A 23,693-nucleotide genomic window follows, 5' to 3' on the forward strand; every position below is an offset into this window, starting at 1 on the left:
CGGACAAACACGGACAACAAAAAACCCGCCAAGCTTGGAAGCATGCGGGTTTTGATGTTTGGTAAGACGGTGTAATACATGATCATGGTGCCGGGAGCCGGAATCGAACCGGCACGCTGTTTCCAGCGCGGGATTTTGAGTCCGTGGCAATATTGAATAAAATCAAAGCGCTATCTGCTTATATCGTTCCGCATACAGGTGTGTGCGACACGTTTAAATTCCCTATGAGGACCGCGCGCCATATCCGTGTTTGCGGAACGGATTCTCGGTCATTTTGTGGGCTTGACCAGCTTTCCCCGGCGGTGCCGGACATACTGCGCAGTCATCGTTTCCGAAGAATGTCCCAGCTGGTCCTTTGCCGCCGCCATGCCTGATCGTTCCTCGGTATCGGTGCCAGCCTTGGCGCGCAGGTCGCGGAACTGGAAGGCGCGGATTTTGGCGCTCAGTTCGGGCCGCGCCTCGATCGCCGCCAGCCTGGCCCGGTCAAACGCGCCACGCAGCTCGAATTTCGTCATCGCATAGCCGTCCATCGTGTTGACCAGCGTGCGGCCCATCGACGGGCGCGCTGTGGCACGTTCAATCGCTGCTGCCAACTCACCTTCCACGGCAATGCGCAGGCGCTTGCCGCCCTTGTTCTGCACGACAGTCAACGCACCGTCGGCAATATCATCCCTCGACAGCTTCAGCACGTCCGCCGGCCGCTGGCCCGTCAAATAGGCTAGATCCAGCGCGTCCCTCAGCGGCTGCTCAGCGGCATCCCATACCGCGCGCAGGACGACGTCATCGACATAGGTGTCGCGTCCCGTCTCGCGGTATCCCTTCACGCCTGCGCATGGGTTCATCAGGTTGGTCAGGCCCGTCTCGCGTGCGAAATTCCAAATGTGAGAAAGCAGGGCCTTTTCACGGTTGGCCCGCACTGGCGCATCCTTCCTCCAATCGAGATACTTCTTCACGTCGACCGGGTCGATGTCCTCCAGCGCAAATGGAGGATCATCGAAGATGCGGTAAAGGTTGGCCAGCTCGCGCAGATTGTCCTTGCGGGTGGCCAGTGCCTTCCCCGGCAGTACGTCGCGCACATAGCGCTCGGCCACATGGCGAAAGGTGATGACAGCACCAGGTGGCGCACTGCTGACCGTCAGCTCGGCCCACTTCTGCACCGCCAGCACGTAGTCCTGCCCCAGCGGGATTTCTTTGCGCGGCACCGCGCCAGTGTCCAAGTAGTAGTAGGTCTTGGCGCCGCGGTGGCGTGCGCGCATGCCTGATGGCAGGTTTTTATTTCTGGTGGGGGTACGACCCATGCTTAATTTCCGATGTAGAGACGTGGTACAGGTTTTGTTCGCGCTGGCGCCGCCGCCGGTGCTGCAGTGCGGCCCTCGATAATTGCGCGCGCCACGATAGGGTGGCCGGTGGCATTGACGAAGAACGGCAGCCCGGCGCGCCGGAGCGCATCGATCTGCTTCGATTTCATCTTGCGGCCGGTCAGTTCGCAAATTTCATTTGGCTCAAGGAATGTCGCGCTCATACCGGAATGCTCCCTTTTTTCTTCAGTGGGTAGGTGGCCAGACCGAGCAGCTTGGCCAGGATGAATTCAATGCGTGCGCCCTTGCTGTGTGGCCAGCCTGGCAGCATCACCAGACAGTCGACGCTGGCCACCTGGGCCACGCTCATGCGCATGTAGCCGATCCAGCTGCCGCACGCTGGCGCCGGGTTCTCGGCCGGGTTGATCACGACGTGGCCGGCGGCGCGCAGGAGTGCTGCCGCCTGGTGAAACGCCGGGTAGTTAAACTGCGGTCGACCAGTCATAGGTCCCGCGATGTAAATCTTCATATATCAGCTTCCGAAAAGAGCCGCGGTTGCACAGCGCCATTTGCATAGACCGTATCCATGATGGTCGTGGCGATCGGCTCGTCACCGTCCCAGCCCTGCGGCCAGGTTTCCAGCGCGATCAGTTCGCGGATGCGTGCTTCTTCTTCGGCGTTGATCAGGTCGATCTCCGGCCGGCCAGTGGCGCGCGCCACTGCATTGACCGTGGCCTGGATGGTCAGGATGCGATCAAGGCCCATCAGCCGCGCCTCGAACGTCAGCGGCCCCATGCGCTGCGGGTTGGCCGCCACGGCGCCGGATTTGAGGATTTCGCGCCCAGCCTTGCGCAAGCGATGCTGCGGCTCGCGCAGTTCTCGCCACAGCGGCTTGATACCCTTGAGCGGCGCCAGGTAAGCCCATTGTGGGTTCAGCAGGATGGTATCGAGCGCTTTGTCTTCGGCCGCCAACGGGCAACCGATGCAGCCGGTGCGCGCATTGACCTCCTCTGCCTCGTCGCCACCATAGGCGTCGGCAATGATCGCCGTGCTCCAGTCGCCGAATTCAGCCTGTGGCGCCCAGTGACGAAGCCATTCCCATACATGGCAGACGCGCCAGTGCAGCAGCGGTGCCAGCGTGGACAGGCGGCCGCGCAGGCCTTTGGCGTTCGGCAGCACCTGCTGATACCAGCCTTGGCCGCACTCGGCACCGTCCTTGCTGCAGCTCATTTCGATGCGGCGATCACGAATAGCGCTTTCGCCCTGGCGCACGCCGGTGATCATCAGGATCTGGCCGTCGAGCTGGTCCAGGCGGTCGCGTAGCGCTTGCTCCATCGGGTCGATCTTGATCTGGCGCGTGCACCAGCGCAGCGTGTTGTTGTTCGGTGGTGGCACGCCACGGCCCAAGATGTAGACCATGAACCGCTTGTCCATCGGCGCCGTTACGACCTCGACGCGGATGCCGCGCTCTTCCAGCTCGTCCATGATCTGGCGCGCCGCGATGGCCAGCGGCGGCAGTTCCTGGCGCGTGTCGGCGTAAAACACCGTCAACGACTTCGGGCGCGCGATCTTGCCGGTGTCGAGCAAGTAGGTGATCAGCGTCAGCGTGGCGCTGGAATCTTTGCCGCCGGACCAGGCAATGCCCCAGTGTTCGTGCGTAGCGCCGTAGGCCAGCAGCGACTGGATCGTCAGATCGATCGAGTCGGTCATTTGCAGGCGCTGGGCGCCGGCGGAGAAAATATCGGACTGGTTCATCGTCAATCCTCCATTGCGCGCTTGATGCCAGCGCCATCGAGGCCAGCAGCCTTGCAGCCCAGGCGGGTGGCATAGAAATAGGTAATGTCGCCGCATGCGCGGCCAGCAGTGGCCAGGCCGGCAGCCGCCAGGCGCTGCATGGCCTCGTGCTGCTGACCGCTGCCGGCGGCAAAGTAATTACGCCAGCCCCATTTGGATTTCGGGTATTGCTTCACGGCGCCCAGCATGTGCTGCAGCTTTGCGAAGTCGCCAGGCAGGATTGCGTCACGGACGGCGGCCAGCGCGCAGGCGGCGCATTTGCCGTGCTGGGCCAGATGCTTAGCAGTGCTGGCCTTGCCACAGGCGCAGAGCTTGCGGATCAGCGAAAATACGGGCCCTTTTTTGTTGGCCAAATGCTGGCGTTCAACGCGTGCGAGGTCGTACATCATGATGATTTCCTATAGGTTTTTGTGAGAGCTCCGTTGATGCAATGCCCGCGCCGCATCACCGCGCGCGCCAGCGCCGCACGGTCGGCATGGCTGCTGTCCGCCTGGCGCAGCAGGCCGAAATAGCTGTTGGCCGCCGCGAATACGTCGTCGGCCGGTATGCCGGCAATACGGCTGGTGGCCTCGTGCACGGTGCGGCGCCGCGTGCGCGAGTGCCAGGGCTTGATGACCTGGCCGACGAAATCCACGCCGCGCGCGATCGGCTGCAAGATCGTCTTGGTGGGATTGAGGTTGGCGTGCAGCACGCGGGGCAGGAACTCGTTGATGCTGGCCAGCGCCGCGCCCAGCCACTGCGGCGATTCGTGCAGTAGCAGGAAGTCGTCAACGTAGCGGATGTAATGCTTGGCGCCGATGCGGTGCTTGGCGTGCTGGTCCAGCGCATCCAGATAAATATTTGCGAAGAACTGCGACGAAAGATTGCCGATCGGCAGGCCCAGGTGCGCCGGCTGATTGACCAGGCGCTTGTGCGCCGGCACACGCGCCAGTAGCTCGGGCGCGCCGCGCAGCTGGTAGTTCTCGCGCGGGTCATGGAACAGGATTGTTTCAGCCAGGCGCAACCACCACGGCTCGCTGACGCGCGCGGCGATCTGGCCGCGCAGCACGTCCTTGTCGATGGCAACAAAAAAGTTGGCCAGGTCGCACTTCAGGTAAAAGGCAGGCCGGGCCCAGTTCTGCGTGACGCTGCGGATCTTCGCTTCGAGCCGCTTGGCCGCATACATCGTGCCGCGCCCGGGAATGCAAGCACAGGTGTCCTTGATGAACGAAGCGTAAAAGCGCGGCGAGATTTTGTTGTACAGCAGGTGGTGCACCACACGATCGCGGAAGTCGGCCGCCCACACCTCGCGCGCTTTGGGGCGCGTGACGACGAAGCAGATCGACTGGCCTGGCTGGTAGCTGCCATCCTGCAGGTCATCGAACAGGTTGATCAGGTTGCGCTCCAGGTGCTGCTCAAACACCAGGGCGCTGGGGGTATTGCGTTTGGTGCGACGGCAGTCGAAATACGCGACGGCCAGCTGATCGAGCGTAAAGTGCGCATCGGGATGATCTGCGGACGGCGCGGGCGCGGCCCTCGTACGAGCGGTTGTTGTTGTTCTGGTTGCCATTGTTGAAATTCTGATTCCACGCGTTAGAGGGGCCGGCCTGCGTCAATTCGTGCTATCTACGTCGCCCCACCGAAGGCTATGCCGATCAGCGGGGAAACTGCGCCAGGCCTGTCCGGACACCGCCGGTCGGTTCCTATGGTGCGCATAGCGGTGGCCTTGTGAGCCAGCGGCACGACCAGATTAAAAAATTCGCACAGTCAACCCGGCCTTGACCGGGATGCGGCAGGCGACGATGCGGTGTATTTCTTCCAGCCACCGGCCTGCTTGCCGATCATGCTGGTCAGTGCGATGGCCGCCGCATACTGCTTGACCGAGATAAAGCGCAAGTCCCTAGACAGCCGGAGCAGCAACTCGATCACCTGCGCGCGCTCGAGCAAATTGTCGAGATACGGTGTCTTGTCGCCCGCGACGTTCGCGCGGAAGATCAGCACCGTCAATCGCACGCACTCGTCGCGGATTTCCTTGCCAATCGATGCCTTGAAGTCGCGGGGCATGTTCTTGGTCAGCTCGGTCGCCACGACCAGCAGGTCGTATGCAACTTTGGAAATCGGCAGGTCGGTATGGTTGGCCATGTTGAAATGGTTAAAGGGTTAAATTTCTAATCTGCGGACGGCGCGGGCGCGGCCCTCGTACGAGCGGCTGAAGAATGAACTGGGAGCCAAGGTAGAAACCCTGAAGCCACGCGTAAGAGGGGCCGGCCTGCTCACTGGACCAGTACCAGCGCGGCTCGAACTGGTCCTTCAGGTTGGCGAACAGCAGCGCCTGCTCAGCGCGCGAGGGAAGGCTGTGGCCGAGCTTCTTGGCCCAGTCCATGGCTGCCTGCCACGTCACGCCGGTAGCCGCTCCGGGCTGCAGGAACAGGTGGTAGTCGGCGGCGCCGTCCTTGCCGAGGACCAGGCCGGCGTAGATCTCGCCTTTCTGCAGGTTCTCGGCCATGAATTGTTGTTTGCTCATGCTGGGCTTTCGAAGTGAAAGAAAATTGATAAATCGTTAAATTGGCAATCTGCGGACGGCGCGGGCGCGGCCCTCGTACGAGCGGTGGTTGCCGTTCTGGGTGCCATTGAGGAAACCCTGAAACCACGCGCCAGAGGGGCCGGCCTGCTCGCTGGACCAGTACCAGTCCTCTTCAAACTGGTCTTTCAGGTTGATGAACAGCAGGCGCTGCTCGCGACGCGTCGGCAGCTCGCCGCCCTCGGCCTTGGCCCATTCGCCAGCGGCCTCCCAGCTCACGTCTTCGGCGGCGCCCGGCAGCAGCACCAGGTGCTGGTCCGGCGCGCCGTCGACGCCGCGCATGATGCCGGCGTAAATACCGCCGGCGAAGGCGGCGCCGATGGCGGCCGGGATGGTTGCAAGTGCTGCTGCGGTGGTGGTGTTCATGGTTGTCCTATCGGTTGATGTCACGCGCCAACGCTGGCGCAAAAGATTTCTACTTCCGCAATCGCGCGGTGCAGCTTGTTGATCGGGATCATCGACAGCCTGGCGTCGATGCCGTCAGCGGCCAGGCGCAGCGCTGCCGCTTCGTCATCCTTGACGCCGACACGCTGCACGCGCTCGTAGCGATCGCAGATCACGCACATGGTCTCGGTGGCCAGATCGATTGCATCACCCACCATCCCGCATGCGCAGAGAGCGGCAAATATCTTCGACAGCGTGTTGAACGTGTCGACCGATGGCGCGCCGATAATCGCCTCGACAGCCATGCGCAGCTGCAGCGCCAGTAGTCGCTGGGTTTCGGTCATCATCGGCACATTGCCTGCGGGAAGTGGACGTCGCATCACTAGGCCTTGGTTACGGCTTGCCCATCAGCACGGTAAAGCCGCTGGCGCGCGCCTGCTCGACGTACTCGCTGAACGCTTCCTCGATGGCGTTTTCCGGGCGGTCCAGCTCGTACCAGAACTTCACCTTGCCGGAACCCAGGCGGTACTTCAGGCGCGCCTTGATGCGGTAGCCGTGGCCACCCTTGAACAGGCGCGCGCCGACGGCGAATTCGCGTGGGATTTCGATGGCGCCACCCTGGGCACGGGCGTCGATGGTTTCGGAATAGGCCAGCTGGGTCTGCCCATTGTCCAGACGCTTGTGCGAACTGAAATTGACCTCGGTCTTTGCCTGCAGGGTCAGCGCCACCGCCAGCAGCGTGTCGCCGGTAGGCAGGCCTTCGCCCGGCACTACGTCGGCGATGTTGTCTTCGAGGAAAATGGCAAACTCTTCCTGCTCTTTCAGCTTCTTGTCGTGCGTCAGCCAGATGGTGGCCTCGCGGCTCAGCTCGGCCTTGTAGGTGGCGCGGAAGTCGCGCCAGCCCGGCTGTTCATGGTCGGCCAGATGGCGGTGATCGTTGAGCACGGCAGTAAGGGTGCGGGTGTCCAGGTCGGCATAGATATAGCAGTCACTGGCGGCGCCCTGCACGCCCACAAACGTCAGGAAACTGTCCAGGTCGCCCAGGTGGACCGTGCCAGCCTTGCGGTTTGGAGTCGCCTGCACTTTTTCCAGCGCAGCGGTGACATCCTTCAACTCGAAACCTTCCGGCACCAGGATATAACTGGCGTCGCCGACGTTCCGCACGGCGCTGGCGGCCGCCGTCAGCGCGCCCAGCTTGTCGATCACCGACGAATCGATATGCAGATGCTCGACGGCTGGAACGGGTGTCGGCGCAGCGTCAGCGCCCGAGGTGGTGTTGTGGTTCATTTGGCGACTTCCTTAAAGGTGGATGGGGTTGGAGCTGGAGCTTCGCGCAGCTCCAGGCTTCCTTGTTTCGGGTGATTGCGCGAGAGATCGTTGTCTTCGGTGAGCCAGTAGAAGTCGTCGCCACGCTCGGGTTTCGGCAGGGTCAACTTGACCTCGTCCGAGATCGTGACCTTGTCGACGTCCTGGCCACGGCCGGCGGGCTTGATCTTGATGCTCAGGCTCAGGGCGCCGCCCTTGCCGGTTTCCTTCACCTTGGCCAGCAGCTCGCCGAGCATGCTGGACAGTTCCGAATGAGCGCGGCCGTCGCGCAGGTCTTGCAAAAACACGGCGAATGCTTTCTGTGCCATGAGAGGGTCTTTCATAAAATTACTTCAGTTGATGGGTCAGTCGTTGTCGTTCGCTTGCATTTTTTTCGGGTCGAACCGTTCGCGGCGCTTCATGTGGCGGCGCGCCGTGACGTACAGCACCAATTTCAGGCTGGGAACCTTGAGCATGTCGTCGAGGGACCAGGTGCTGCGCAACAGGCTGTGAGCAATCTGCAGCGCCGCGCGGTCCGGCTCGACGCGCGCCATGTCATGCCACCTGCACGAACACGGCGCAGGCGCCGTAACGTACCTGCGCATTCATCACCGCCGTGCTGCTGTCGATGGCGGTTTCGTTGTAAGTTGCCACGACCAGGCCGGCGCGCCGCACGATCACGATGAAGGCGATCATTGAGAACCACCGGCGGCGGGCTGCAAAAGCAAAAACACCACCTCCGCGCCGATCGCGTCGTACTGCTCCAGCGATCCGGACAACATGGCGATGAAGGCATGCGCCCGCGCCTCCACATCGCCCGATTCTTTGATGCGCGCGTCGACGGCGCACTGGCGGATCATGTCGAGCAAGTCCCTGGCGCTCATGCAGCACCTATGTCATCGAGCAGCCGGCGCATCAGGCTGATGGTTTCAGGCGACACAGCGCCGGTCTGCTCGTAATCCATGCTCGCCAGGCGCAGCGCGCCGGTGATCTCGGCGGAAAACGCCATGCGTGCCGCAGCGGTACGGGCGCTGCCCAAGCCGCGCTGCACCACCGACACCAGCGCGATGCGCTCGCCGCGGCCATTGGTCACACTGAACGTCGGGCCGACGGCCAGGCGCAGCCGCCGATCCGGCATGACCAAGGCCACACGACGGACAGTCAGTGGTGCGCTGGCCGGCGCGCCGGCAGCAGCAATAGAAACAATATTTGCGAGCGACATGGCGGTTCTCAGGTTGAAATTGATAAAGGATTAAATTGGCAATCTGCGGACGGCGCGGGCGCGGCCCTCGTACGAGCGGTCGTTGCCGAACTGGTAGCCATCGTAGAAAACCTGACCCCACGCGTTAGAGGGGCCGGCCTGCTCGCCGGACCAATACCAGTCGCGCTGGAACTGGTCCTTCAGGTTGCCGAACAGCAGCGCTTGCTCGGCGCGGGTCGGCAGCTCGCCGCCGATGCTGGTGGCAAAGGCGCGGGCGGCATCCCAGTCGACATCGACCGCCTCGCCAGGCAGCAGCACCAGGTGCTCGTCTGGCGCGCCGTCGACGCCGCGGCTGATGCCGGCGTAGGTGCCGCCAGCGAATGCGGCGCCGATGGCGGCGGGGATGGTCTTGGCATGGGGAATGTCAGTGACGGCTGTTTCAGTTGCTGCTGCGGTGCTGATGCTCATGGATGGCTCCTATAGTGGTTGCGGGCGGACGAGAAAAATAAATTGATAAATCGTTAAATTGGCAATCTGCGGACGGCGCGGGCGCGGCCCTCGTACGAGCGGTAGTAGCTGAGCTGGTAGCCATAGTAGAAATACTGAAACCACGCGTCAGAGGGGCCGGCCTGCTCACTTGACCAGTACCAGTTCGGCTCGAACTCGTGCTTCAGGTTTTCGTATAACAGCGCCTGCTCGGCACGGGTCGGCAGCACGCCGCCGGCGGAAGCAGCAAAGGTGCCAGCGGCCTCCCAGTCGATATCGACAGCCTCGCCAGGCAGCAGCACCAGGTGTTCGTCTGGCGCGCCGTCGACGCCGCGGCTGATGCCGGCGTAGATTCCGCCGGCGAATGCGGCGCCGATGGTGATGGAGGCAGTAGTGGCGACGTTCGGCAGTGCCCCGGTAGCCAGCTGCAGGGCGAAGTAGGCGGCGTCGATGGCCTTCTTTTTCTCTTCCCAGTAACGCAGATCCGCGCCAGGCATGCGGCCCATTTCATGATTGAAGCAGCGGGAATCGATCAAGGCGTCGAAAATGATGTTCGCGTGCTCAGCTGGCAGGGCAAGGATCGCGGCGCTCACAGCACACCGCCTTTCACGTCCAGCAGCTGCTCGAGCTCACGCTCCAGCCGGTTGCGTGTGGTGATCAGGCAGCTGGCCCGGATGCGGGCGCCAGCCTCGATGCTGGTCAGGCGGTCGATCTCGGCTTGCGACGACATGGCGCCGGCGCCCCAGCCCAGGACCAGCACGGACAGCAGAATGATGGCTGCGGTCAGCGCTGGCTCGATTTCGCCCAGGCTCATGGCCAGGCTGCCGGCGATGGCGCTGATGATGGCCACGGCGATGACGAGGTAGATATTGAATTTCATGCTGCACCACCTTCCACCGCGGCGAGGCTGGCCAGAGCGGCCTTGAAATCGAAGCGCGACATGCGCGCGTCGGCCTGGGTGGCATCCATGCCCCAGTTGTGCATGAACATGGCACGGATCTCGGCGACGATCTCGCCGTCTTCTGGCCACAATTCGGCGTCGAGCAGCTTGTCGGCAACGAGATCGATGGCGGAGGATGGCGCGCCGGGTGCGGCGGCCGTGGCGCTGGCGGTGGAAGGTGTGGCGGTGGGGCTGGCGGTGTGTGACATTTTCTCTCCATCGGTTGATGTGGTGCATCGATGGATTGGATATTAGGTTAAACCTTAATTAATTGCAAGGCCAAACCTAAAAATAATTAAGGTTTTGCCTTAGCTTGCTGGGAATTTTGTTGAAAATAATTCCACACCCGAATCAATGGGCGAAAAAATACCCACATTGCGTGGGTTCATGAATCGACTATTTAGAGGCTCCTGACCTCATAGAGGGCTGCCTATCTGCGCATCCACGCAACGAAACATCACTTGCGACTGCTGCGGCGTCCATCCTTGTGTCCCGGAGTTGGCGGCATTCATAATCTCGAAGCGTCTCCCTTTGGCGACACAAAACTCGTTGGCACGCCGGATGCTGATGGCAGTTACCTCGGCATCTGAGCTCATGCCACCACGGACGGTGGCGCCGACCAAGTAGGTATCTTGCCCAGCTGGCACAACATCACTGACCGACTGGCAGGCTACGAGCACGGCGACAATCGGAAATACAGCGATTATTTTCATTTTGACTTTCTAGCTATCAACATGGTGACGTGCTGTTGTACCTTGTCCGTACTAGCACGGGCATGGTGTTTTTATTTGCAGGTGAAACGAATTTCGCCCTCAGGGTAGGCGCCAGGTCGTAATCCAAAGGGGCGCTCTTGTGTCGATAGAATCTCCAGTTGTTTGCGCTGGTTCGCACAATGATTTCCAGCTTCGCGGGTGGCATTTGCAACTAACGTGCTCGGCGATGCCCAGAAGCCTGTGCCTTGGTTGATGATCATATATGAATCCTGCCCGGTGGATATGACTCCCGTCTGCGTGGCACATCCCGAGATAAAAAGCACTGCGATTGCTACGAATAATTTACTCATCTCATTCCCTATGCTTGGCATTCGGCGCAACGTTACACCGCTGCATTATATGAAATATTTCCATGTGGAAATCTATCGAATTGTCGCGGAAAATTTCACAGCCCGCCTGTTCCACTGCGGTCGCGAACCCTACCTATTATGGAAATGTGATCATTCGCAAGCTGCGGTGGTACTTCCTCGTCCTTAAACAGTGGATTGACACTGCGAAGCGTCAGCGTGCCGTCAAGTTTCCGAAAAAGATACTTTACCCGCAGTTCGTCGCCATATCGAATGGCGTACATTTTCCCATCAATAATATTGACCTCGTCTGTATTGACAAGGATGGTATCTCGATCAAATAGCATCGGCTCCATGCTTTCGCCGGAAACGCGGAAACGACGCACGCGCTCGGGGTTAATTCCGTATTTTTGGAACCAGGATAGGCGATAGCTTGCCGGCTCCTGATCCTCGATCAGTTCATACACGGCATTACGGCCATTGCCTGCAGCAAATTCAATCCGCGACTCCGGGACGTAGACCACGTCATCGTCCATCGGGTCGTCAGGGTGAATCGCATTGACCTTTGATGCTCCATGTAAGCCGTCAGTGCGATCCTTTACGTCAAGGCGAGGCGTAGCTTCCCCCATCAATTCCGAGATGGTCATTCCTAGGCGTTTGGCTAGTGCGCCGAGGCGTGCCGTTTCGGGCATACCCTTTCCTCGCTCCCAGTCGGAAACGTTGACGGATTTTATGCCCCAGATATCGGCTATGTCTTGCTGGGTAAGTCCCAGTTCTTTACGGCGCGCCCGCAATATTTCAGGAAATTTCATAAGGCATAGCCTATCAAAAATAAAGAAGGTTTAACCTTGACTAATTATTAGGTTTAACCTGATAATTAGCCTATGAATACACAAGCTCAAGCCCAAGTCAAAGAAGCCATTGCTCGCGCTGGGGGTGTTGCGGCAGTGGCCGCCCATTTTGGGATCAGTCCAGTGTCGGTTTATGAGTGGATCAAACGCGGGTACGCTCCGGCGGACAAATGTCCTGAAATTGAAAAATTTTCAAATGGTGCTTCACGGTGCGAGGCACTCAATGCGAAGGTTGATTGGGAATATTTGCGCCTAAGCCAGTCGCCCGGACTTGTCGCCCACCGCCGCACCACCGACCCTGTGCCGCCCCCCGGCCACCCCGGTCGCCAGCCCCCCTCCACCAGCAACATCCTGGACACCGTGCCAGCCCACTGCGTCGTGCTGTCCACCAGCGCCCCTTCATCCGAACCAAAGGAAAAGCCATGAACCGCACCACCACCCACGCGCGCTGGCGCATCCTCCCCGTCCACCTTGTCGCCAAGCTGTTCGGCGTGCTGATCAAGGTGGAAGGCCTGCCCTTTGGCTCGAACCGCACGCAGCTGGCCAACCCGCCGCGCCCGGAAGAAATAACCGGCGGCCAAGTTGGCTACCAGTTCGCTGCATGCGCTTCGAGCGCTTATCAGCCGGACCGTGACCGCGCCGCACTGGTAGTGCTGCTGACGCAGGTCATCGCAAATTCGAGCTGCGTCTTCGTGAAAGATCCGGAAGGCACAGCCAAAGCTGCAGCGGCTGCCTTTAAGGCTGGCTTATCTGCGTTCGAGGAAGGTCCTCAGCCAGCTGCGCCCATGCCGCCACAGCGTCCTCTGGGTGTGGATGGCCTAACCCACTGACGCTCGCGAGTATCAAGGCAGCACGGCTGATGGCCTCTTTGTGAATTTCCACAATGGTGCGATTTCCAGCCTTGACCGCGACGGTGAAAATTACATGCTCAGGAATAGGGCCAGCAGTACTTTGCAGCGTCACCGATGCTTTGAAAACCGTTTGTCCGTGTTCGAGAGGTTCGGGACTTAGTTCGATAGAAACAAAATTTGTAGCAATTGGATAGCCCATGGGAGGTTCCTTCAAATTGTTGTTGTGGAGATAGCAATGTAGCACGAAGGAATTTCCCACCCTTTTTAGTACCGCATCACCCGTAGTCCAGATCCACTTTTAAAAGGAAACCCATGAGCACCACCACCCGCACGAAGTTGCTGAAAACCTACCTCGACCCCGAGGAAGAGAAAACCATCATGCAGGCATGCGCTGCAGCTGGCGTCACGCGCAGCGACCAGGCCCGCCAGAGCCTGTTGCACTGGGCGCGCCAACAACGTCATGGTAGCCAGCCTGGCGAGCGCCGCGAAGGGCCCAATGGCGGCCCGCGCCGCCGGTCCCAGTTGCTGCCATGCCGCCCGAGTTTTGGCGTCATCCCCAAGATGCACATGCGGGTTTAACGGAATAGAGGCGGAACCGATGTACGAAATCAGACCGATAGGCCGGCCAGTTGAGCCGGCGCAGAAAGACGAGGGACAGGATGAAGAAAGAGCAGAGCACGACGGCAGCGGACTACGCGCTGCAGGCGGCATGCGTGTGGCGCCAGAGCGACAAGGTGGATCTGGCGGCCAAGAAGCAGCTGGATGCCAAGGCGCGATGGCGGGCGGGTAACAGGCTGTTTCGTGAGACGCAAAAGCTGCGCCAAGCGGTAGATGCCTACATGGATACGCCCGATCCGCCGTCGTAGCGGCGCCAGTACCTTGAGACGAAAAAAAGCCCGCGAGCAAGGCGGGCTTCCCAAAACCACTACATAAAACGAACATGCCAAGAATAACATACTCCTTGCTATCCAAGAAGCCCCTGGCCGTACAGGTGCAGCCATGACGGCGCGCTTGATGCATCGCATAGGCTCCCGCCCATACCTGGTGCTGCGCGCGCTGCTGGAAGCGCCTGGCACCTTTTACCAAATCTGCGAACGTATCGGCGCCGACCTGGAGCAGCCGGATGTGGAGTGCCGCATGCGCGAGACCTTCGGCAACCTGCTTCTGGCCCAGATCAAGCTGGACAACATCACCTATTCCCTGACCACGGCTGCGCGCCTGGCACTGCAAGGCAAGCCGGCGCCAAGCGCCTGTAGCGTGGCCACGGCGCACCATCGCGGCCCGAGCGAGGCGCAGCCCGTCACCGTTGTGCGCCGCGCCGTCCACGCCGGGCAGACAACCGAAACCATTCACCCTGAGAGCTGCGCATGATCCGCCCGTCGTTTCAATTTTATCCGGCCGACTGGCAGGCCAACAGCAATCTGCGTCGTTGTACACATGAGGAAAAGGGTATCTGGCTGGACGTGCTGTGCCTGCTGCACGACCAGTCCGAATACGGCGTCTGCCGCTGGCCGCTGGCTGAGATCGCCCAGGCAGTCGGCTGCACCGAGCAGAAGCTGCAGGGCCTGATCAACAAGGGCGTGCTCAAGGGCGTGGATGCTGGCGCGCTGGAAGCGCCCTTGGTGTATGTGCCGCGCTCCGGCCGCAGAAACGGCACGCCCATCGCTTTGTTGGCCGGCCAGGAAGGCCCGCTATGGTATTCGTCGCGCATGGTGATCGATGAATACAAGCGCATCCAGCGAGGTGATGCCGGAGGTGTGCCAAACGCGCTGCAAGAATCTTCACCAAACCATTCACCAAAGCCCCCCTTTGGTGAAGCACCAAAGCCCACACCAAAGGATACACCCGAGCCATCACCAAAGGACTCACCTAACCCATCACCTTTCTCGTGTGCGCAGGCGTCACGCGCAGCCCCGTCATCTTCATCTTCATCTTCATCTTCAAAGGAAAAGCCCCCAAACCCCGCTGACGCGGGGCCTGCTGCCAAGCCTCGCCTATCGGCCATCGCTTTGCAGACCTTTCTCGACGAATGCCAGGCGAAGGGCGAACGGCCTCTGCGCGACTACGCCCCGCTGTGGACCTACCAGCAGGGCGCCAAGCTACCGCTCGACATGGTGACGCTGGCGTGGGCCGAGTTCCGCCGTCGCTTCCTGCCTGGCGGCACGCAGCCGGACAAGCGCCAAAAAGACTGGCGCGGCACATTCCGCAAGTACGTCGAAAACAATTATTTCAAGCTGTGGGCTATCGACCGTGAGGGTCAGTATTTCCTGACCTCGACCGGCAAGCAGGCAGAAAAATTTCAAGAAACCCTGGAGGCAGCATGACCGAAGAACACGCAATGCCGGCCGCCATCGAGGCCGAACAGTCGGTCATCGGTGCGCTGCTGCGCGACAACGGCGCCGTGGACCGCATGGGGGACCTGCGTGCCGCGCACTTTTTCCGCCACGAGCACCGTACGATTTTCGTGGAGATCATCCGCCAGATCTCGCTGGGCATCGAATGCGACGTGATCTCGGCAGGCACTGCGCTGGCGCAGGCCATGCCGGACTGCATGGCTTACCTGAATTCGGTCTCGCAAAGCATGCCCAGCGCGGCCAATATCGGGCGCTACGCCGACCTGGTGCGCGACCGCGCGCTGCGCCGTGGGCTGCTGGCGGCCACGGCCGACATGTCCGAAATGGCCTTCAAGCCGGACGGGCGCAGCGCCGGCGACGTGCTTGACCTTGCCCAATCTGCCCTGGCCACGCTGGCCGAAACACGCACGCTGCGCGAACCAATTGCCGCCAGCGCCGCCATGATGGCGCACATCGACGTGCTGGGGGACCGCGCTGAGCGCAAGTACACCGGCATTGCCACAGGATTTGCCGACATCGATGCGCTGCTGAACGGCGGCCCGAACCGGGGTGCGCTGGTGATCCTGGGCGCGCGCCCATCGATGGGCAAAACCGCGCTGGCCCTGAACATCGCCACCAATGCAGCCGAGACGCACTCGGTGCTGTTCCTGTCGCAGGAAATGCAGAACGGCGAGCTGCTCGACCGTGCCGTGGCCGCCCTGGGCAGCATCCCGCTCAGCACGGTGATCCGCGGCGACTTCGACAACGCCGACTGGAGCAATTTCACCGTGGCCAACGTGAAGCTGAATGCTATGGGCCTGCACCTGGACGACCAGCCCGCGCTGACGCTGCTTGACGTGCGCAGCAAGGCGCGGCTGGTGAAGCGCAAGCATGGCCTGGATTTGCTGGTGGTCGACTACCTGCAGTTGATGAGCGGCGCCGGCGACAACCGCAACAGCCAGATCGAGGAAATCTCGCGCGGCTTGAAGGCGCTGGCCAAGGAACTCAACATCGTCGTGCTGGCCCTGTCGCAGCTGTCACGCAACGCCGCCAACAAGGCGCGCCCGCAACTATCCGACCTGCGCGACTCGGGCGCTATCGAGCAGGACGCCGATATCGTCATCTTCGTGCACCGCGACGAGGTGGACAACCCACAAAGCCATTTGCGCGGCTGCGCCGATATTTTCGTCGCCAAGAACCGCCAGGGTCGCATCGATGACGTGCTGCTGTCCTACGAGGGCATGTACACCCGCTTTTCCGATAACAACCGCCCACGCCCGGCGGCGCCGACGCAGCCCTACAAGCGCGGCCTGGCCGAGCACCTCTAGCAAAAAGGACTACCTGCATGACATTCGCCCTGTTCAAGATCAAGAAAATCTGGCACTACCGCTTCCAGTTGGCCGGCACCCGCGTCCAACGCAGCACCCGCGAACGGAACAAGGCGCGCGCCGAAGCGGCGGCCACCCGGGCCTACGACGAGGAAGTGGTGCGCACCAACGGTGGCAAGCCAGTGCCGCAGCTGGCGGCGCTGTTCCGTGAATGGCTGCTGGTGCGCGGCCCGGTATCGAGCGCGGCCCACGTGCGTAGCGTGGATACCTGCATGCGCCTGCACCTGTACGACCTTGGCGCCATGCCAGTGAGCGAGATCACTGCGCGCCACATCGAGCTGGCCCGCAACGAACACTTGGCAGCGCGCGAACCGGCAACCGCCAACCACTGGCTGCGCATCATGCGCTTGATCACGAACTGGGCCGTCGAGCAAGGCATGTTGACGCGCCGGCCGTGGAACGTGGCCATGCTCAGCACGCAGAAACGCCCGCGCAAGATCCTGCCGCTCGACGTCGCCATGCAGTGGCTGGACGCAATCGATTGCGCTGGCCGCCGCTCGCCCGCCGTCAGCACGGCCATCCGCTTCATGTTCGGCCTGGGCCTGCGCGAGAGCGAAGCTGCCAGCGCACGCTGGGAATGGATCGACTGGGAGCGGCGCACCTATACGCCCGGCATCACCAAGGGCAAAGAGGCCGAACCCGTGCCCATGCCCGCCTGGCTGGTCGACTACCTGCAACATCGGCGCCAAGCCGAAGGCCTGATCACCGCGCGAAAGGACGGCAGCCAGCAGCCGCCCGGCTTCGCCCGCCGCCCGATCGCCACCGCTAACGCCCACTGCAAGACAAAAGGCATCACGCCGCATCGCCTGCGCGGCAGCTTCGCTACCCTCCTGTCGGAAGCAGGCGTGCCGATCCAGACCATCCAGAAGGTGATGCGCCATAAGAGCCCCAGCACCACCATGGCCTACCTGGAGAAGAACCTCGACATCGCCGTGCGCGCGCAGCAGCAGATCGCCGACAAGATCGGCTTCGCCGATGAGGCGGCAGCCACATGAAGCACCCAAACCCGCACCTTGAACCAGAAAACCCTGCCGAAGCCGCCTACAAGCACGATCGCGCACTGCTGCGCGCGCTGTACACCTGCCAGGCCGTGCTGGTCAACGGCAAGCAGCACTTCCTGCACAGCATGCACCCGCAGGTGCACGGCGGCGGCATCGACACGACGATCTACCTGGTGGGCGACCCAACCCCGCGCAAGCCTGCCGATATCACCTTCCCGGAGCAACCAGAATGAAAATCATGACCGCGCCGCAAGAAAAGCAGCCCGGCGAAAAACTGGCGAACGCCACCCCGCAAAGCCGCATGAAACCTGAATAGCACGATTATCGGTAGTCATCGGTACAAATCCAGCGCACCGCCATGGAAAATGGCGAAAAGTGCAATTAAAAATAGACTGAAAATAGGAAATTCGATGCGACAAGAACACTACGACAGCATCAAAAACATGCTCGACCGCTGGGCTGAGTGCATGAGCGTCGGCGGCGCCGTTGGCGAAGGAGCGCGCCGCGAGTGCCTGGGCGCGCCCGACGCCCGTATCCACTCCATCGAGGATATCGAGGTCGAAGTGGACAAGCTCATAGTGCGCGCAGTCGATTCTGCCGTGTGGGAATTGCCTGTTTTGCAGCGCACGGCCGTACTTTCGCACTATGGGCTGAACACGTTCAACGCCTGGCGCGCGGACTTTGAAGTTGTTTTTGATCTGGCCATCGAATCGCTGTTCGGGAGCCTGAAAAGCCGCATCGTCTGCTGAAAGGGGCTTGCAACCAAGAAAAAAGCCGCGTATATTCCGTTCTGTCGGGGCTTCGTGCGCCCGGAAATAAGCCTGCTACCAGAAATGGTCGCGGGCTTTTTGCATTCTGCGCGTGTTTTTTTCATAGGAGAACTGGTCATGGGTCGCAAATCGTCGCTGACCGATGACCAGTGGGTGGAGATCGAGCGGCGCCACCTGGTCGACGGCATTTCGATTAACGCGCTGGCGCAGGAGTTCGGCGTCAACGAATCGTCATTACGCCGAAGAATAAAGCCGAATAAAGCCGAGCCGAAAAAAGCCTCGATATCGTTGCAGGCTCTAGCTGAAATGAAGGTTGAGGTCGATGCTAAGGCAAAGCATTTTGCCGAACAGCTCGGCGCATTGCCGTTCGCTAAGCAACAGATCGTTTCCGACCTGGCGCGCAAGCTGACGAACACCAGCGAGCACATGGCATCGGCCGCCGAAATCAGCGCCGCATCGTCGCACCGCTTGTCGCGGATGGCGAACCAGCAGCTCGAGTTGGTCGATGAAGTTGACCCGATGAAGACCAGAGCGCAGCTTGAATCGTTCGCCGCGCTGCAGAAGTTGGCGAACATATCGGGCGAGATGCCCGGTCGCCTGGCGGCATTGAGTCGTGGCCAGCCGCCCGAAGCGCCGCAGTCGCAAGAAGATGTGGACCAGGAGCTGGCCCTGTTGTTGGGCAGTGGCGGTGGCTGACATCGATCTGTCTGGCATCAACATCGCCAGGCTGAGCCCGGATCAGCGCCGCCGCGCACTGGAGTTGTTGAAGTTGAAGCGGCGCTACAGCAGCGAGAACAAGCTGGCGAACTACCAAGCCTATGCAAAGCAAGCCGAGTTTCATGCCGCTGGCAAAACGTTCCGCGAGCGCCTACTGATCGCCGGCAACCAGCTGGGCAAGACCTGGTCGGCTGGCTTTGAAAGCGCGATGCACTTGACTGGCCGCTACCCGAACGACTGGCCGGGCCGCGTGTTCGCCAAGCCAGTGGTCGGCTGGGCCGCCGGTGTCACCAGTGAGGCCACGCGCGACACCGTGCAGCGCGTCATGTGCGGCCGTATCAACGCCATTGGCACCGGCTCGATACCGAAGGACGCGATCAAGTCCAAGTCGCTCAAGCGAGGCGTGGCCGATGCCATCGATACCGTGGTGGTGCGTTTTGGTGGTGGCGGTGACGTGCAGGCCGGTGAAAGCCTGATCGGCTTCAAGTCGTATGACCAGGGCCGCGAGAAGTTCCAGGGCGAGACGCTGGATTTCTTCTGGCCCGACGAAGAGCCACCGGAAGACATTTACCTCGAAGGCCTGACGCGCACCAATGCCACCAACGGCATGCTGCTGATGACCTTCACACCGCTGCAAGGCATGTCGACGGTGGTCAAGCGCTTCCTGCTGGACAAGTCGCCCGGCACGCATGTGACAACGATGACGATCCACGACGCCGAGCACTACACGCCGGAACAGCGTGAGGCAATCATCGCCAGTTATCCGTCGCACGAGCGCGACGCACGCACCAAGGGCATTCCAACGCTCGGCAGCGGCCGCATCTTCCCGATCGACGAAGAGTCGCTGAAGATCGAAGCGTTTCCGATTCCGGCGCACTGGTCACAGAACGGCGGCATGGACTTCGGCTGGGACCACCCAAGCGCCGGCGTTCGATTGGCGTGGGACAAGGACACTGACACCATTTACGTCACGGACTGCCACCGCCAGAAAGAACAAACGCCGCAAATGTTCTCGCTGTCGCTGAAGGAATGGCCGAAGTGGCTGCCGATCGCATGGCCGCACGACGGCTTGCAGCACGACAAGGGCAGCGGCGAGCAGTTGGCCGCCCAATACAAGAAGACCGGCCTGCATATGATGCCCGAACGCGCCACCTTCCCCGATGGTACCAACGGCGTCGAGGCGGGCTTGCAGGACATGCTGCAGCGCATGCAGCTGAAGAAGTTCAAGGTCTTCAGCCACCTGACGGAATGGTTCGAAGAGTTTCGCATGTACCACCGCAAGGACGGCAAGGTCGTCAAGCTAGCCGATGACTTGATGGCGGCCACGCGTTACGCCTGGATGATGCGCCGCTACGGCATCAGCAGGAAAGAGGCGGAATTCTCCGTCGAAATCGAGCAACAGATGCCGGATTCCAACGGCTTTTACTTTTAAGGCACCTACCCATGACCGAAGCAGTCCAATCCACCAGCGCCCTCGGCAACCTGCTGGAAGAGCGTCTGATGGAGTGGGAGCGTGCGCGCAAGCCGCAGGAGCTCAAGCTGTTGGAGTGCTACCAGGACGTGATGCGCATCCCGCGCGCCGACGACACCGGCGGCACGGGCGCCGCGCGCGCCAAGAAGGCCGCAGGCCTGTTCATCGGCTCGACCCGTAACAAGGTGCGCGCCAGCCGCGCCAAGATCAACGATGCCCTATTCGGCAACGGCGAGCTGCCGTTCGATACGAACCCGACCAACGAGACGCTGGCCAAGTTCGCCGACGTGGTCGAGGACATCGTCACCGAGCAGCTGGAGCGCATGAAGTTTCGCCAGATGATCAAGACCGGCGTGAACACGCTGGCCACCTATGGCACCGGCTTCGTGTATGGGCCGTTCGTGCGCAAGGAAACGCTGACCGAGACCACGGCGGACAACGCCATGGGCTACACTCAGATCAAGGAACAGAAATACGAGTACGATTTCCCGTACTTCGAGCTGGGTAGCACGCTGGACGCCTACCCCGACCCGGAAGCGCGCAACATCTGCGACGGCCTGGGCATCTTCTGGGTGACGATGGAAAGCCCGCATACCGTCGCCGCCTGGCGTGCTGACAAGTCGTACCGCAACATCACGCAGGCGCTGCAAGGGGCGAGCAACAACGGCAGCGAGACGGGTTCCGAGATCGCCGGCCAGATGCGTGGCAATGTGGAATTCTGGAACAAGAATGGTCGCATCAAGGTGGCGCGCTTCTTCGGCAAGGTGCCGCGCAGCTCGATGCATGCTACCGACCCGAACGCCAGCGATATTGACACCGGCGAGATGATCAACGTGATCGTCATCATGGCCGGCGGCGTGGTGGTAAAGGTCAGCGAAAGCCCGTACGGCGACAAGACACCTGCGCTGTCGTGCTGCTATGAGGAAGTCGACCATGAGATTTGGGGCGTGGGTGTGGCCGACAACAACGCCGCGCACCAGAAGACCGTGAACGCGGCTTTCCGCTTGTTCATGGAAGGCAAGGGCATGGCCCTGCTGGGCACCAAGAGCGTTGACCGTAGCAAGTTTCTGCCGACCGAGGACTTCAAGAAGTACCCGGGCAAGGTGTTCCAGATGAAGGCAGGCCTGTCCGCCGATGAGCGCGCGAGCGCCATCATCGACCACAAGGAAGAAGACATTACCGGCGGCTGGCTCGACGTGATCCGCATGTCCGAGCAGTTCAGCGACGACGATACCGGTATCACCAAGTACACCCAAGGTGACGACTCGCGCAACCTGAACAAGACGGCGGCCGGCATCAGCATGATCATGTCTGCTTCGTCCCTGCCGATCAAGGAAGTGATCCAGAACATCGACGCCAACTGGATCGAGCCTATCATCGAGAGCATCATCAACTGGAACCTGAAGTACCTGGAGGTTGAAACCGTCCAGAAAATCCATGGCGACGAGGCAGCGCAGGCATGGGCCGAGATCAAGCGCTTCGGCAAGACGTCGTTCATGGACTGGCAGGCCACCGGCACGGCCAGCTTCATGCAGAAAGAAATCCTGATCAACAAGCTGCGCGCCTTCGCCGACTGGACCATGGGCAACCCGGCCACAGCCGCACTGATCGACGCGCGCGAGCTGCTCGAGCAGACCTGGCATTGCATGGAAATCGGCAAGGAAAGCCCGATCCTGAAGGAAGAGGACGGTGACAAGGTGCCGCCACAGGTCAAGCAGAAGATGGAGCAGACCGATCAGCATGTGCAGATGCTGGAAGCATCGCTCAAGGAGATTGGCGAGAAATACAACGACCTGAGCGACAGCAAGGAAGTGGACAGCCAGAAGCTGCTGCTGGACCGCTACCGTGCCGAGACCGACCGCTTGAAGCTGATCCTGCCGACCATGCCCGCCCAGCTTGCGCAGGTACTGGCGCGGGAATTCGGCATCGAGCTGATTGTCGAGCAGCAGCAGGCCGCCGCAGCGCCGCAACCTGACGCCACACCAGCGCCCGCGCCTGCCGTGCCAGATATGGAAGGCATGCCACCCGGCGAAGAGCGGGAACAGCCAGGCCAGCCAGTCATGCCTGAAGCGCCCGAGGCGGCTCCCGCTCTCGACCCGGCCGCCATGGACGGCGACCCGCAAGGCATGCCAATGCAACCACCCGACCTCAACGCACCGCCAGATGGCGGTTTTTTTACGCCTGAGGCCGCCCAATGAGCAGCGACATGACAGCGCAAGCGCGCCTGGACTACCTGAACGCCGCACTGGCCGCACTCCACGGCTGCTGGCCGCACCTGGTGCAGGAGATCCAGGCGCGCATCGACTCCAAGACCGCGCAACTGATCGGCGAGAACAATGAGCAGACGCGCGGCGCCATCAAGGTGCTGCGTGATCTGGTTGACTTACCGGCCGCGCTGCAGCAAGAGCGCGACCACATCACCGCCGCACTATCCGACCCGGACGCGGCTTAACAACGGACTATCCGCCATCCAGCGGACCCAGCAAGGAGCAATGAATGGATCTCACACCCCAGCAGCAATACCAGAGGGACTACGATGCAGCAGCAGCCCAACTTGACGCGGCGGCCGCCGGCACGACCGGCACCACTACCGAAGTCACGCTCAGCCCGGCAGCTGGCGAGACGGCCCAAACGCCAGCAGCGGCTGCCCCGGCCCCGGCCGGCACCGAGCCGCCCGCTGTAGAAACCCTGGAAGAGCTGCGCACCCGGCTGGTAAAGACTGAAAAGGCGCTGAAGGACACCCAGGCATGGGGCACCAAGAACAGCCAGCGCCTGGCCGAGATCGAGCGCGAACGCCAGCAGGCGCAGCGTGAGGCCAGCCGCCCGGCCATTCTGGAAGAAAACCCGGAACTGGCCGAGGCCATCAAGTACGTGACCAGCGATCCGGCGCCAGCGCAGCAGGCGCAACGCCAGCAGCAGGACTGGCAATCGATCGTGGCGGCGGCCCACCCGGGCATCTTCGATACCACCATCGATCCCGAGCTGGAAGCGGCGCTGGTGGCCAAGCGCGATGCCATGGGTGAGGCCTGGGGCGACCCGCTGGCCGTGATTCGTGAGATCACAGCAGAAAAAGTAGCGTTCGCCGAACGCCAGGTGGGCAAGCGGTTTGCCATCGAGGCGGCCAAGCAGGCGGAAAAGTCGGCGATGGGCGTTCCAGGGGCCAGCAGCGGCGCAGCACGCACCGTCGCCAACCCCGATCTGGAAGCGGTCCAGCGCATTCAAAACATGAGCGACGCGGATTTTGCCAAAGAGGTAAAGCGCGTCAAAGGCTATTAACCCAATA

38 protein-coding genes are annotated in these 23,693 nt (G+C 61.4%); 15 read left to right on the top strand and 23 right to left on the bottom strand.

Annotated elements, in window-relative coordinates; translation table 11 throughout:
* Nucleotides 1–269: 269 nt before the first annotated feature.
* The 23 genes from BXA07_RS04540 to BXA07_RS04640 all read right to left on the bottom strand — a co-directional run bounded on the left by BXA07_RS04540 (nt 270) and on the right by BXA07_RS04640 (nt 11,840).
* The gene (locus tag BXA07_RS04540) at nt 270–1,298 is read right to left on the bottom strand and encodes a tyrosine-type recombinase/integrase (RefSeq protein ID WP_076566036.1); all 1,029 of its coding nucleotides are present in this window, start codon (nt 1,296–1,298) and stop codon (nt 270–272) included.
* Nucleotides 1,299–1,300: 2 nt separating this feature from the next.
* Nucleotides 1,301–1,522 carry a DUF4224 domain-containing protein gene (locus BXA07_RS04545; protein ID WP_076566038.1) on the bottom strand — a complete coding sequence of 74 codons (222 nt, stop codon included), beginning with the start codon at nt 1,520–1,522 and terminating at the stop codon, nt 1,301–1,303.
* A complete protein-coding gene (locus BXA07_RS04550) occupies nt 1,519–1,803 on the bottom strand; it encodes a DUF4406 domain-containing protein (RefSeq protein WP_244556184.1) in 285 nt (94 codons plus the stop codon). Before BXA07_RS04550 ends, BXA07_RS04545 begins: the two co-directional genes overlap by 4 nt.
* Before the next feature lie 20 nt (nt 1,804–1,823).
* Nucleotides 1,824–3,053 (bottom strand): phosphoadenosine phosphosulfate reductase domain-containing protein, encoded by a 1,230-nt coding sequence (locus tag BXA07_RS04555; protein WP_076566044.1) that lies wholly within the window; start codon nt 3,051–3,053, stop codon nt 1,824–1,826.
* 2 nt (nt 3,054–3,055) lie between these two features.
* Complete coding sequence (locus BXA07_RS04560) at nt 3,056–3,481, bottom strand: hypothetical protein (RefSeq protein ID WP_076566046.1); 426 nt, start codon at nt 3,479–3,481, stop codon at nt 3,056–3,058.
* Nucleotides 3,478–4,641, bottom strand: a complete 1,164-nt coding sequence (locus BXA07_RS04565; protein WP_170909606.1) for an RNA-directed DNA polymerase — start codon at nt 4,639–4,641, stop codon at nt 3,478–3,480. The genes BXA07_RS04560 and BXA07_RS04565 overlap by 4 nt, the downstream gene beginning before the upstream one ends.
* Nucleotides 4,642–4,838: 197 nt before the next feature.
* Nucleotides 4,839–5,213, bottom strand: coding sequence for a four helix bundle protein (locus tag BXA07_RS04570; protein ID WP_076566048.1), 375 nt, complete (start codon nt 5,211–5,213; stop codon nt 4,839–4,841).
* A 10-nt stretch (nt 5,214–5,223) separates the two neighbouring features.
* Nucleotides 5,224–5,595 (bottom strand): hypothetical protein, encoded by a 372-nt coding sequence (locus tag BXA07_RS04575; RefSeq protein WP_076566050.1) that lies wholly within the window; start codon nt 5,593–5,595, stop codon nt 5,224–5,226.
* Between the two features lie 36 nt (nt 5,596–5,631).
* Nucleotides 5,632–6,018 (bottom strand): Lcl C-terminal domain-containing protein, encoded by a 387-nt coding sequence (locus BXA07_RS04580; RefSeq protein WP_076566052.1) that lies wholly within the window; start codon nt 6,016–6,018, stop codon nt 5,632–5,634.
* Between the two features lie 20 nt (nt 6,019–6,038).
* Complete coding sequence (locus BXA07_RS04585; RefSeq protein WP_076566054.1) at nt 6,039–6,383, bottom strand: hypothetical protein; 345 nt, start codon at nt 6,381–6,383, stop codon at nt 6,039–6,041.
* A gap of 46 nt (nt 6,384–6,429) precedes the next feature.
* Complete coding sequence (locus BXA07_RS04590; RefSeq protein ID WP_076566056.1) at nt 6,430–7,323, bottom strand: DUF2303 family protein; 894 nt, start codon at nt 7,321–7,323, stop codon at nt 6,430–6,432.
* Nucleotides 7,320–7,670: a hypothetical protein gene (locus tag BXA07_RS04595; protein WP_076566058.1), complete on the bottom strand. Its 351-nt coding sequence runs from the start codon at nt 7,668–7,670 to the stop codon at nt 7,320–7,322. Before BXA07_RS04595 ends, BXA07_RS04590 begins: the two co-directional genes overlap by 4 nt.
* 36 nt (nt 7,671–7,706) lie before the next feature.
* The gene (locus tag BXA07_RS04600) at nt 7,707–7,895 is read right to left on the bottom strand and encodes a hypothetical protein (RefSeq protein ID WP_076566060.1); all 189 of its coding nucleotides are present in this window, start codon (nt 7,893–7,895) and stop codon (nt 7,707–7,709) included.
* Between the two features lies 1 nt (nt 7,896).
* Nucleotides 7,897–8,037, bottom strand: a complete 141-nt coding sequence (locus BXA07_RS30740) for a hypothetical protein (RefSeq protein ID WP_170909607.1) — start codon at nt 8,035–8,037, stop codon at nt 7,897–7,899.
* Complete coding sequence (locus BXA07_RS04605; RefSeq protein ID WP_076566062.1) at nt 8,034–8,225, bottom strand: hypothetical protein; 192 nt, start codon at nt 8,223–8,225, stop codon at nt 8,034–8,036. Before BXA07_RS04605 ends, BXA07_RS30740 begins: the two co-directional genes overlap by 4 nt.
* Nucleotides 8,222–8,563: a hypothetical protein gene (locus BXA07_RS04610; protein ID WP_139335424.1), complete on the bottom strand. Its 342-nt coding sequence runs from the start codon at nt 8,561–8,563 to the stop codon at nt 8,222–8,224. Before BXA07_RS04610 ends, BXA07_RS04605 begins: the two co-directional genes overlap by 4 nt.
* Nucleotides 8,564–8,593: 30 nt before the next feature.
* Nucleotides 8,594–9,010, bottom strand: a complete 417-nt coding sequence (locus BXA07_RS04615; RefSeq protein ID WP_139335425.1) for an Lcl C-terminal domain-containing protein — start codon at nt 9,008–9,010, stop codon at nt 8,594–8,596.
* A gap of 53 nt (nt 9,011–9,063) precedes the next feature.
* Nucleotides 9,064–9,621, bottom strand: a complete 558-nt coding sequence (locus tag BXA07_RS31245; protein ID WP_244556185.1) for a DUF1566 domain-containing protein — start codon at nt 9,619–9,621, stop codon at nt 9,064–9,066.
* Nucleotides 9,618–9,908: a hypothetical protein gene (locus BXA07_RS04625; protein ID WP_076566066.1), complete on the bottom strand. Its 291-nt coding sequence runs from the start codon at nt 9,906–9,908 to the stop codon at nt 9,618–9,620. Before BXA07_RS04625 ends, BXA07_RS31245 begins: the two co-directional genes overlap by 4 nt.
* Entirely contained in the window at nt 9,905–10,177 is a 273-nt protein-coding gene (locus BXA07_RS04630; RefSeq protein WP_076566068.1) for a hypothetical protein, read from the bottom strand. Before BXA07_RS04630 ends, BXA07_RS04625 begins: the two co-directional genes overlap by 4 nt.
* Before the next feature lie 207 nt (nt 10,178–10,384).
* Nucleotides 10,385–10,681, bottom strand: a complete 297-nt coding sequence (locus BXA07_RS04635) for a hypothetical protein (protein WP_076566071.1) — start codon at nt 10,679–10,681, stop codon at nt 10,385–10,387.
* A gap of 71 nt (nt 10,682–10,752) precedes the next feature.
* The gene (locus tag BXA07_RS29950; protein ID WP_139335426.1) at nt 10,753–10,941 is read right to left on the bottom strand and encodes a hypothetical protein; all 189 of its coding nucleotides are present in this window, start codon (nt 10,939–10,941) and stop codon (nt 10,753–10,755) included.
* 185 nt (nt 10,942–11,126) lie between these two features.
* Nucleotides 11,127–11,840: an XRE family transcriptional regulator gene (locus BXA07_RS04640; RefSeq protein WP_076566073.1), complete on the bottom strand. Its 714-nt coding sequence runs from the start codon at nt 11,838–11,840 to the stop codon at nt 11,127–11,129.
* 72 nt (nt 11,841–11,912) lie between these two features.
* Between BXA07_RS04640 and BXA07_RS04645 the strand changes: the two genes are divergently transcribed.
* The 15 genes from BXA07_RS04645 to BXA07_RS04715 all read left to right on the top strand — a co-directional run bounded on the left by BXA07_RS04645 (nt 11,913) and on the right by BXA07_RS04715 (nt 23,686).
* Nucleotides 11,913–12,305 (top strand): YdaS family helix-turn-helix protein, encoded by a 393-nt coding sequence (locus BXA07_RS04645; RefSeq protein WP_076566075.1) that lies wholly within the window; start codon nt 11,913–11,915, stop codon nt 12,303–12,305.
* Nucleotides 12,302–12,709, top strand: coding sequence for a hypothetical protein (locus tag BXA07_RS04650; protein WP_076566077.1), 408 nt, complete (start codon nt 12,302–12,304; stop codon nt 12,707–12,709). Before BXA07_RS04645 ends, BXA07_RS04650 begins: the two co-directional genes overlap by 4 nt.
* Before the next feature lie 333 nt (nt 12,710–13,042).
* Nucleotides 13,043–13,309 carry a hypothetical protein gene (locus BXA07_RS04655; RefSeq protein WP_076566079.1) on the top strand — a complete coding sequence of 89 codons (267 nt, stop codon included), beginning with the start codon at nt 13,043–13,045 and terminating at the stop codon, nt 13,307–13,309.
* 80 nt (nt 13,310–13,389) lie between these two features.
* Nucleotides 13,390–13,596 (top strand): hypothetical protein, encoded by a 207-nt coding sequence (locus BXA07_RS04660; RefSeq protein ID WP_076566082.1) that lies wholly within the window; start codon nt 13,390–13,392, stop codon nt 13,594–13,596.
* 133 nt (nt 13,597–13,729) lie between these two features.
* The gene (locus BXA07_RS04665; protein ID WP_076566084.1) at nt 13,730–14,101 is read left to right on the top strand and encodes a hypothetical protein; all 372 of its coding nucleotides are present in this window, start codon (nt 13,730–13,732) and stop codon (nt 14,099–14,101) included.
* Entirely contained in the window at nt 14,098–15,054 is a 957-nt protein-coding gene (locus BXA07_RS29955; protein ID WP_139335427.1) for a hypothetical protein, read from the top strand. Before BXA07_RS04665 ends, BXA07_RS29955 begins: the two co-directional genes overlap by 4 nt.
* Entirely contained in the window at nt 15,051–16,391 is a 1,341-nt protein-coding gene (locus BXA07_RS04675; protein ID WP_076566088.1) for a replicative DNA helicase, read from the top strand. Before BXA07_RS29955 ends, BXA07_RS04675 begins: the two co-directional genes overlap by 4 nt.
* Before the next feature lie 17 nt (nt 16,392–16,408).
* Nucleotides 16,409–17,446, top strand: coding sequence for a tyrosine-type recombinase/integrase (locus tag BXA07_RS04680; RefSeq protein WP_083708036.1), 1,038 nt, complete (start codon nt 16,409–16,411; stop codon nt 17,444–17,446).
* The gene (locus BXA07_RS04685; protein ID WP_076566090.1) at nt 17,443–17,685 is read left to right on the top strand and encodes a hypothetical protein; all 243 of its coding nucleotides are present in this window, start codon (nt 17,443–17,445) and stop codon (nt 17,683–17,685) included. Before BXA07_RS04680 ends, BXA07_RS04685 begins: the two co-directional genes overlap by 4 nt.
* A 177-nt stretch (nt 17,686–17,862) precedes the next feature.
* Entirely contained in the window at nt 17,863–18,201 is a 339-nt protein-coding gene (locus BXA07_RS04690; RefSeq protein WP_076566092.1) for a hypothetical protein, read from the top strand.
* A 138-nt stretch (nt 18,202–18,339) separates the two neighbouring features.
* Complete coding sequence (locus BXA07_RS04695) at nt 18,340–18,918, top strand: helix-turn-helix domain-containing protein (protein WP_139335428.1); 579 nt, start codon at nt 18,340–18,342, stop codon at nt 18,916–18,918.
* Entirely contained in the window at nt 18,905–20,371 is a 1,467-nt protein-coding gene (locus tag BXA07_RS04700; protein ID WP_083708037.1) for a terminase large subunit domain-containing protein, read from the top strand. The genes BXA07_RS04695 and BXA07_RS04700 overlap by 14 nt, the downstream gene beginning before the upstream one ends.
* A gap of 11 nt (nt 20,372–20,382) precedes the next feature.
* Nucleotides 20,383–22,608 (top strand): portal protein, encoded by a 2,226-nt coding sequence (locus tag BXA07_RS04705; RefSeq protein ID WP_076566098.1) that lies wholly within the window; start codon nt 20,383–20,385, stop codon nt 22,606–22,608.
* Nucleotides 22,609–22,616: 8 nt separating this feature from the next.
* Nucleotides 22,617–22,862 (top strand): hypothetical protein, encoded by a 246-nt coding sequence (locus tag BXA07_RS04710; RefSeq protein ID WP_212592271.1) that lies wholly within the window; start codon nt 22,617–22,619, stop codon nt 22,860–22,862.
* Between the two features lie 44 nt (nt 22,863–22,906).
* The gene (locus BXA07_RS04715) at nt 22,907–23,686 is read left to right on the top strand and encodes a hypothetical protein (protein WP_076566102.1); all 780 of its coding nucleotides are present in this window, start codon (nt 22,907–22,909) and stop codon (nt 23,684–23,686) included.
* Nucleotides 23,687–23,693: the final 7 nt, after the last annotated feature.

The organism is Janthinobacterium sp. TND4EL3, from assembly GCF_900156175.1.
Classification (GTDB): Bacteria; Pseudomonadota; Gammaproteobacteria; order Burkholderiales; family Burkholderiaceae_D; genus Janthinobacterium.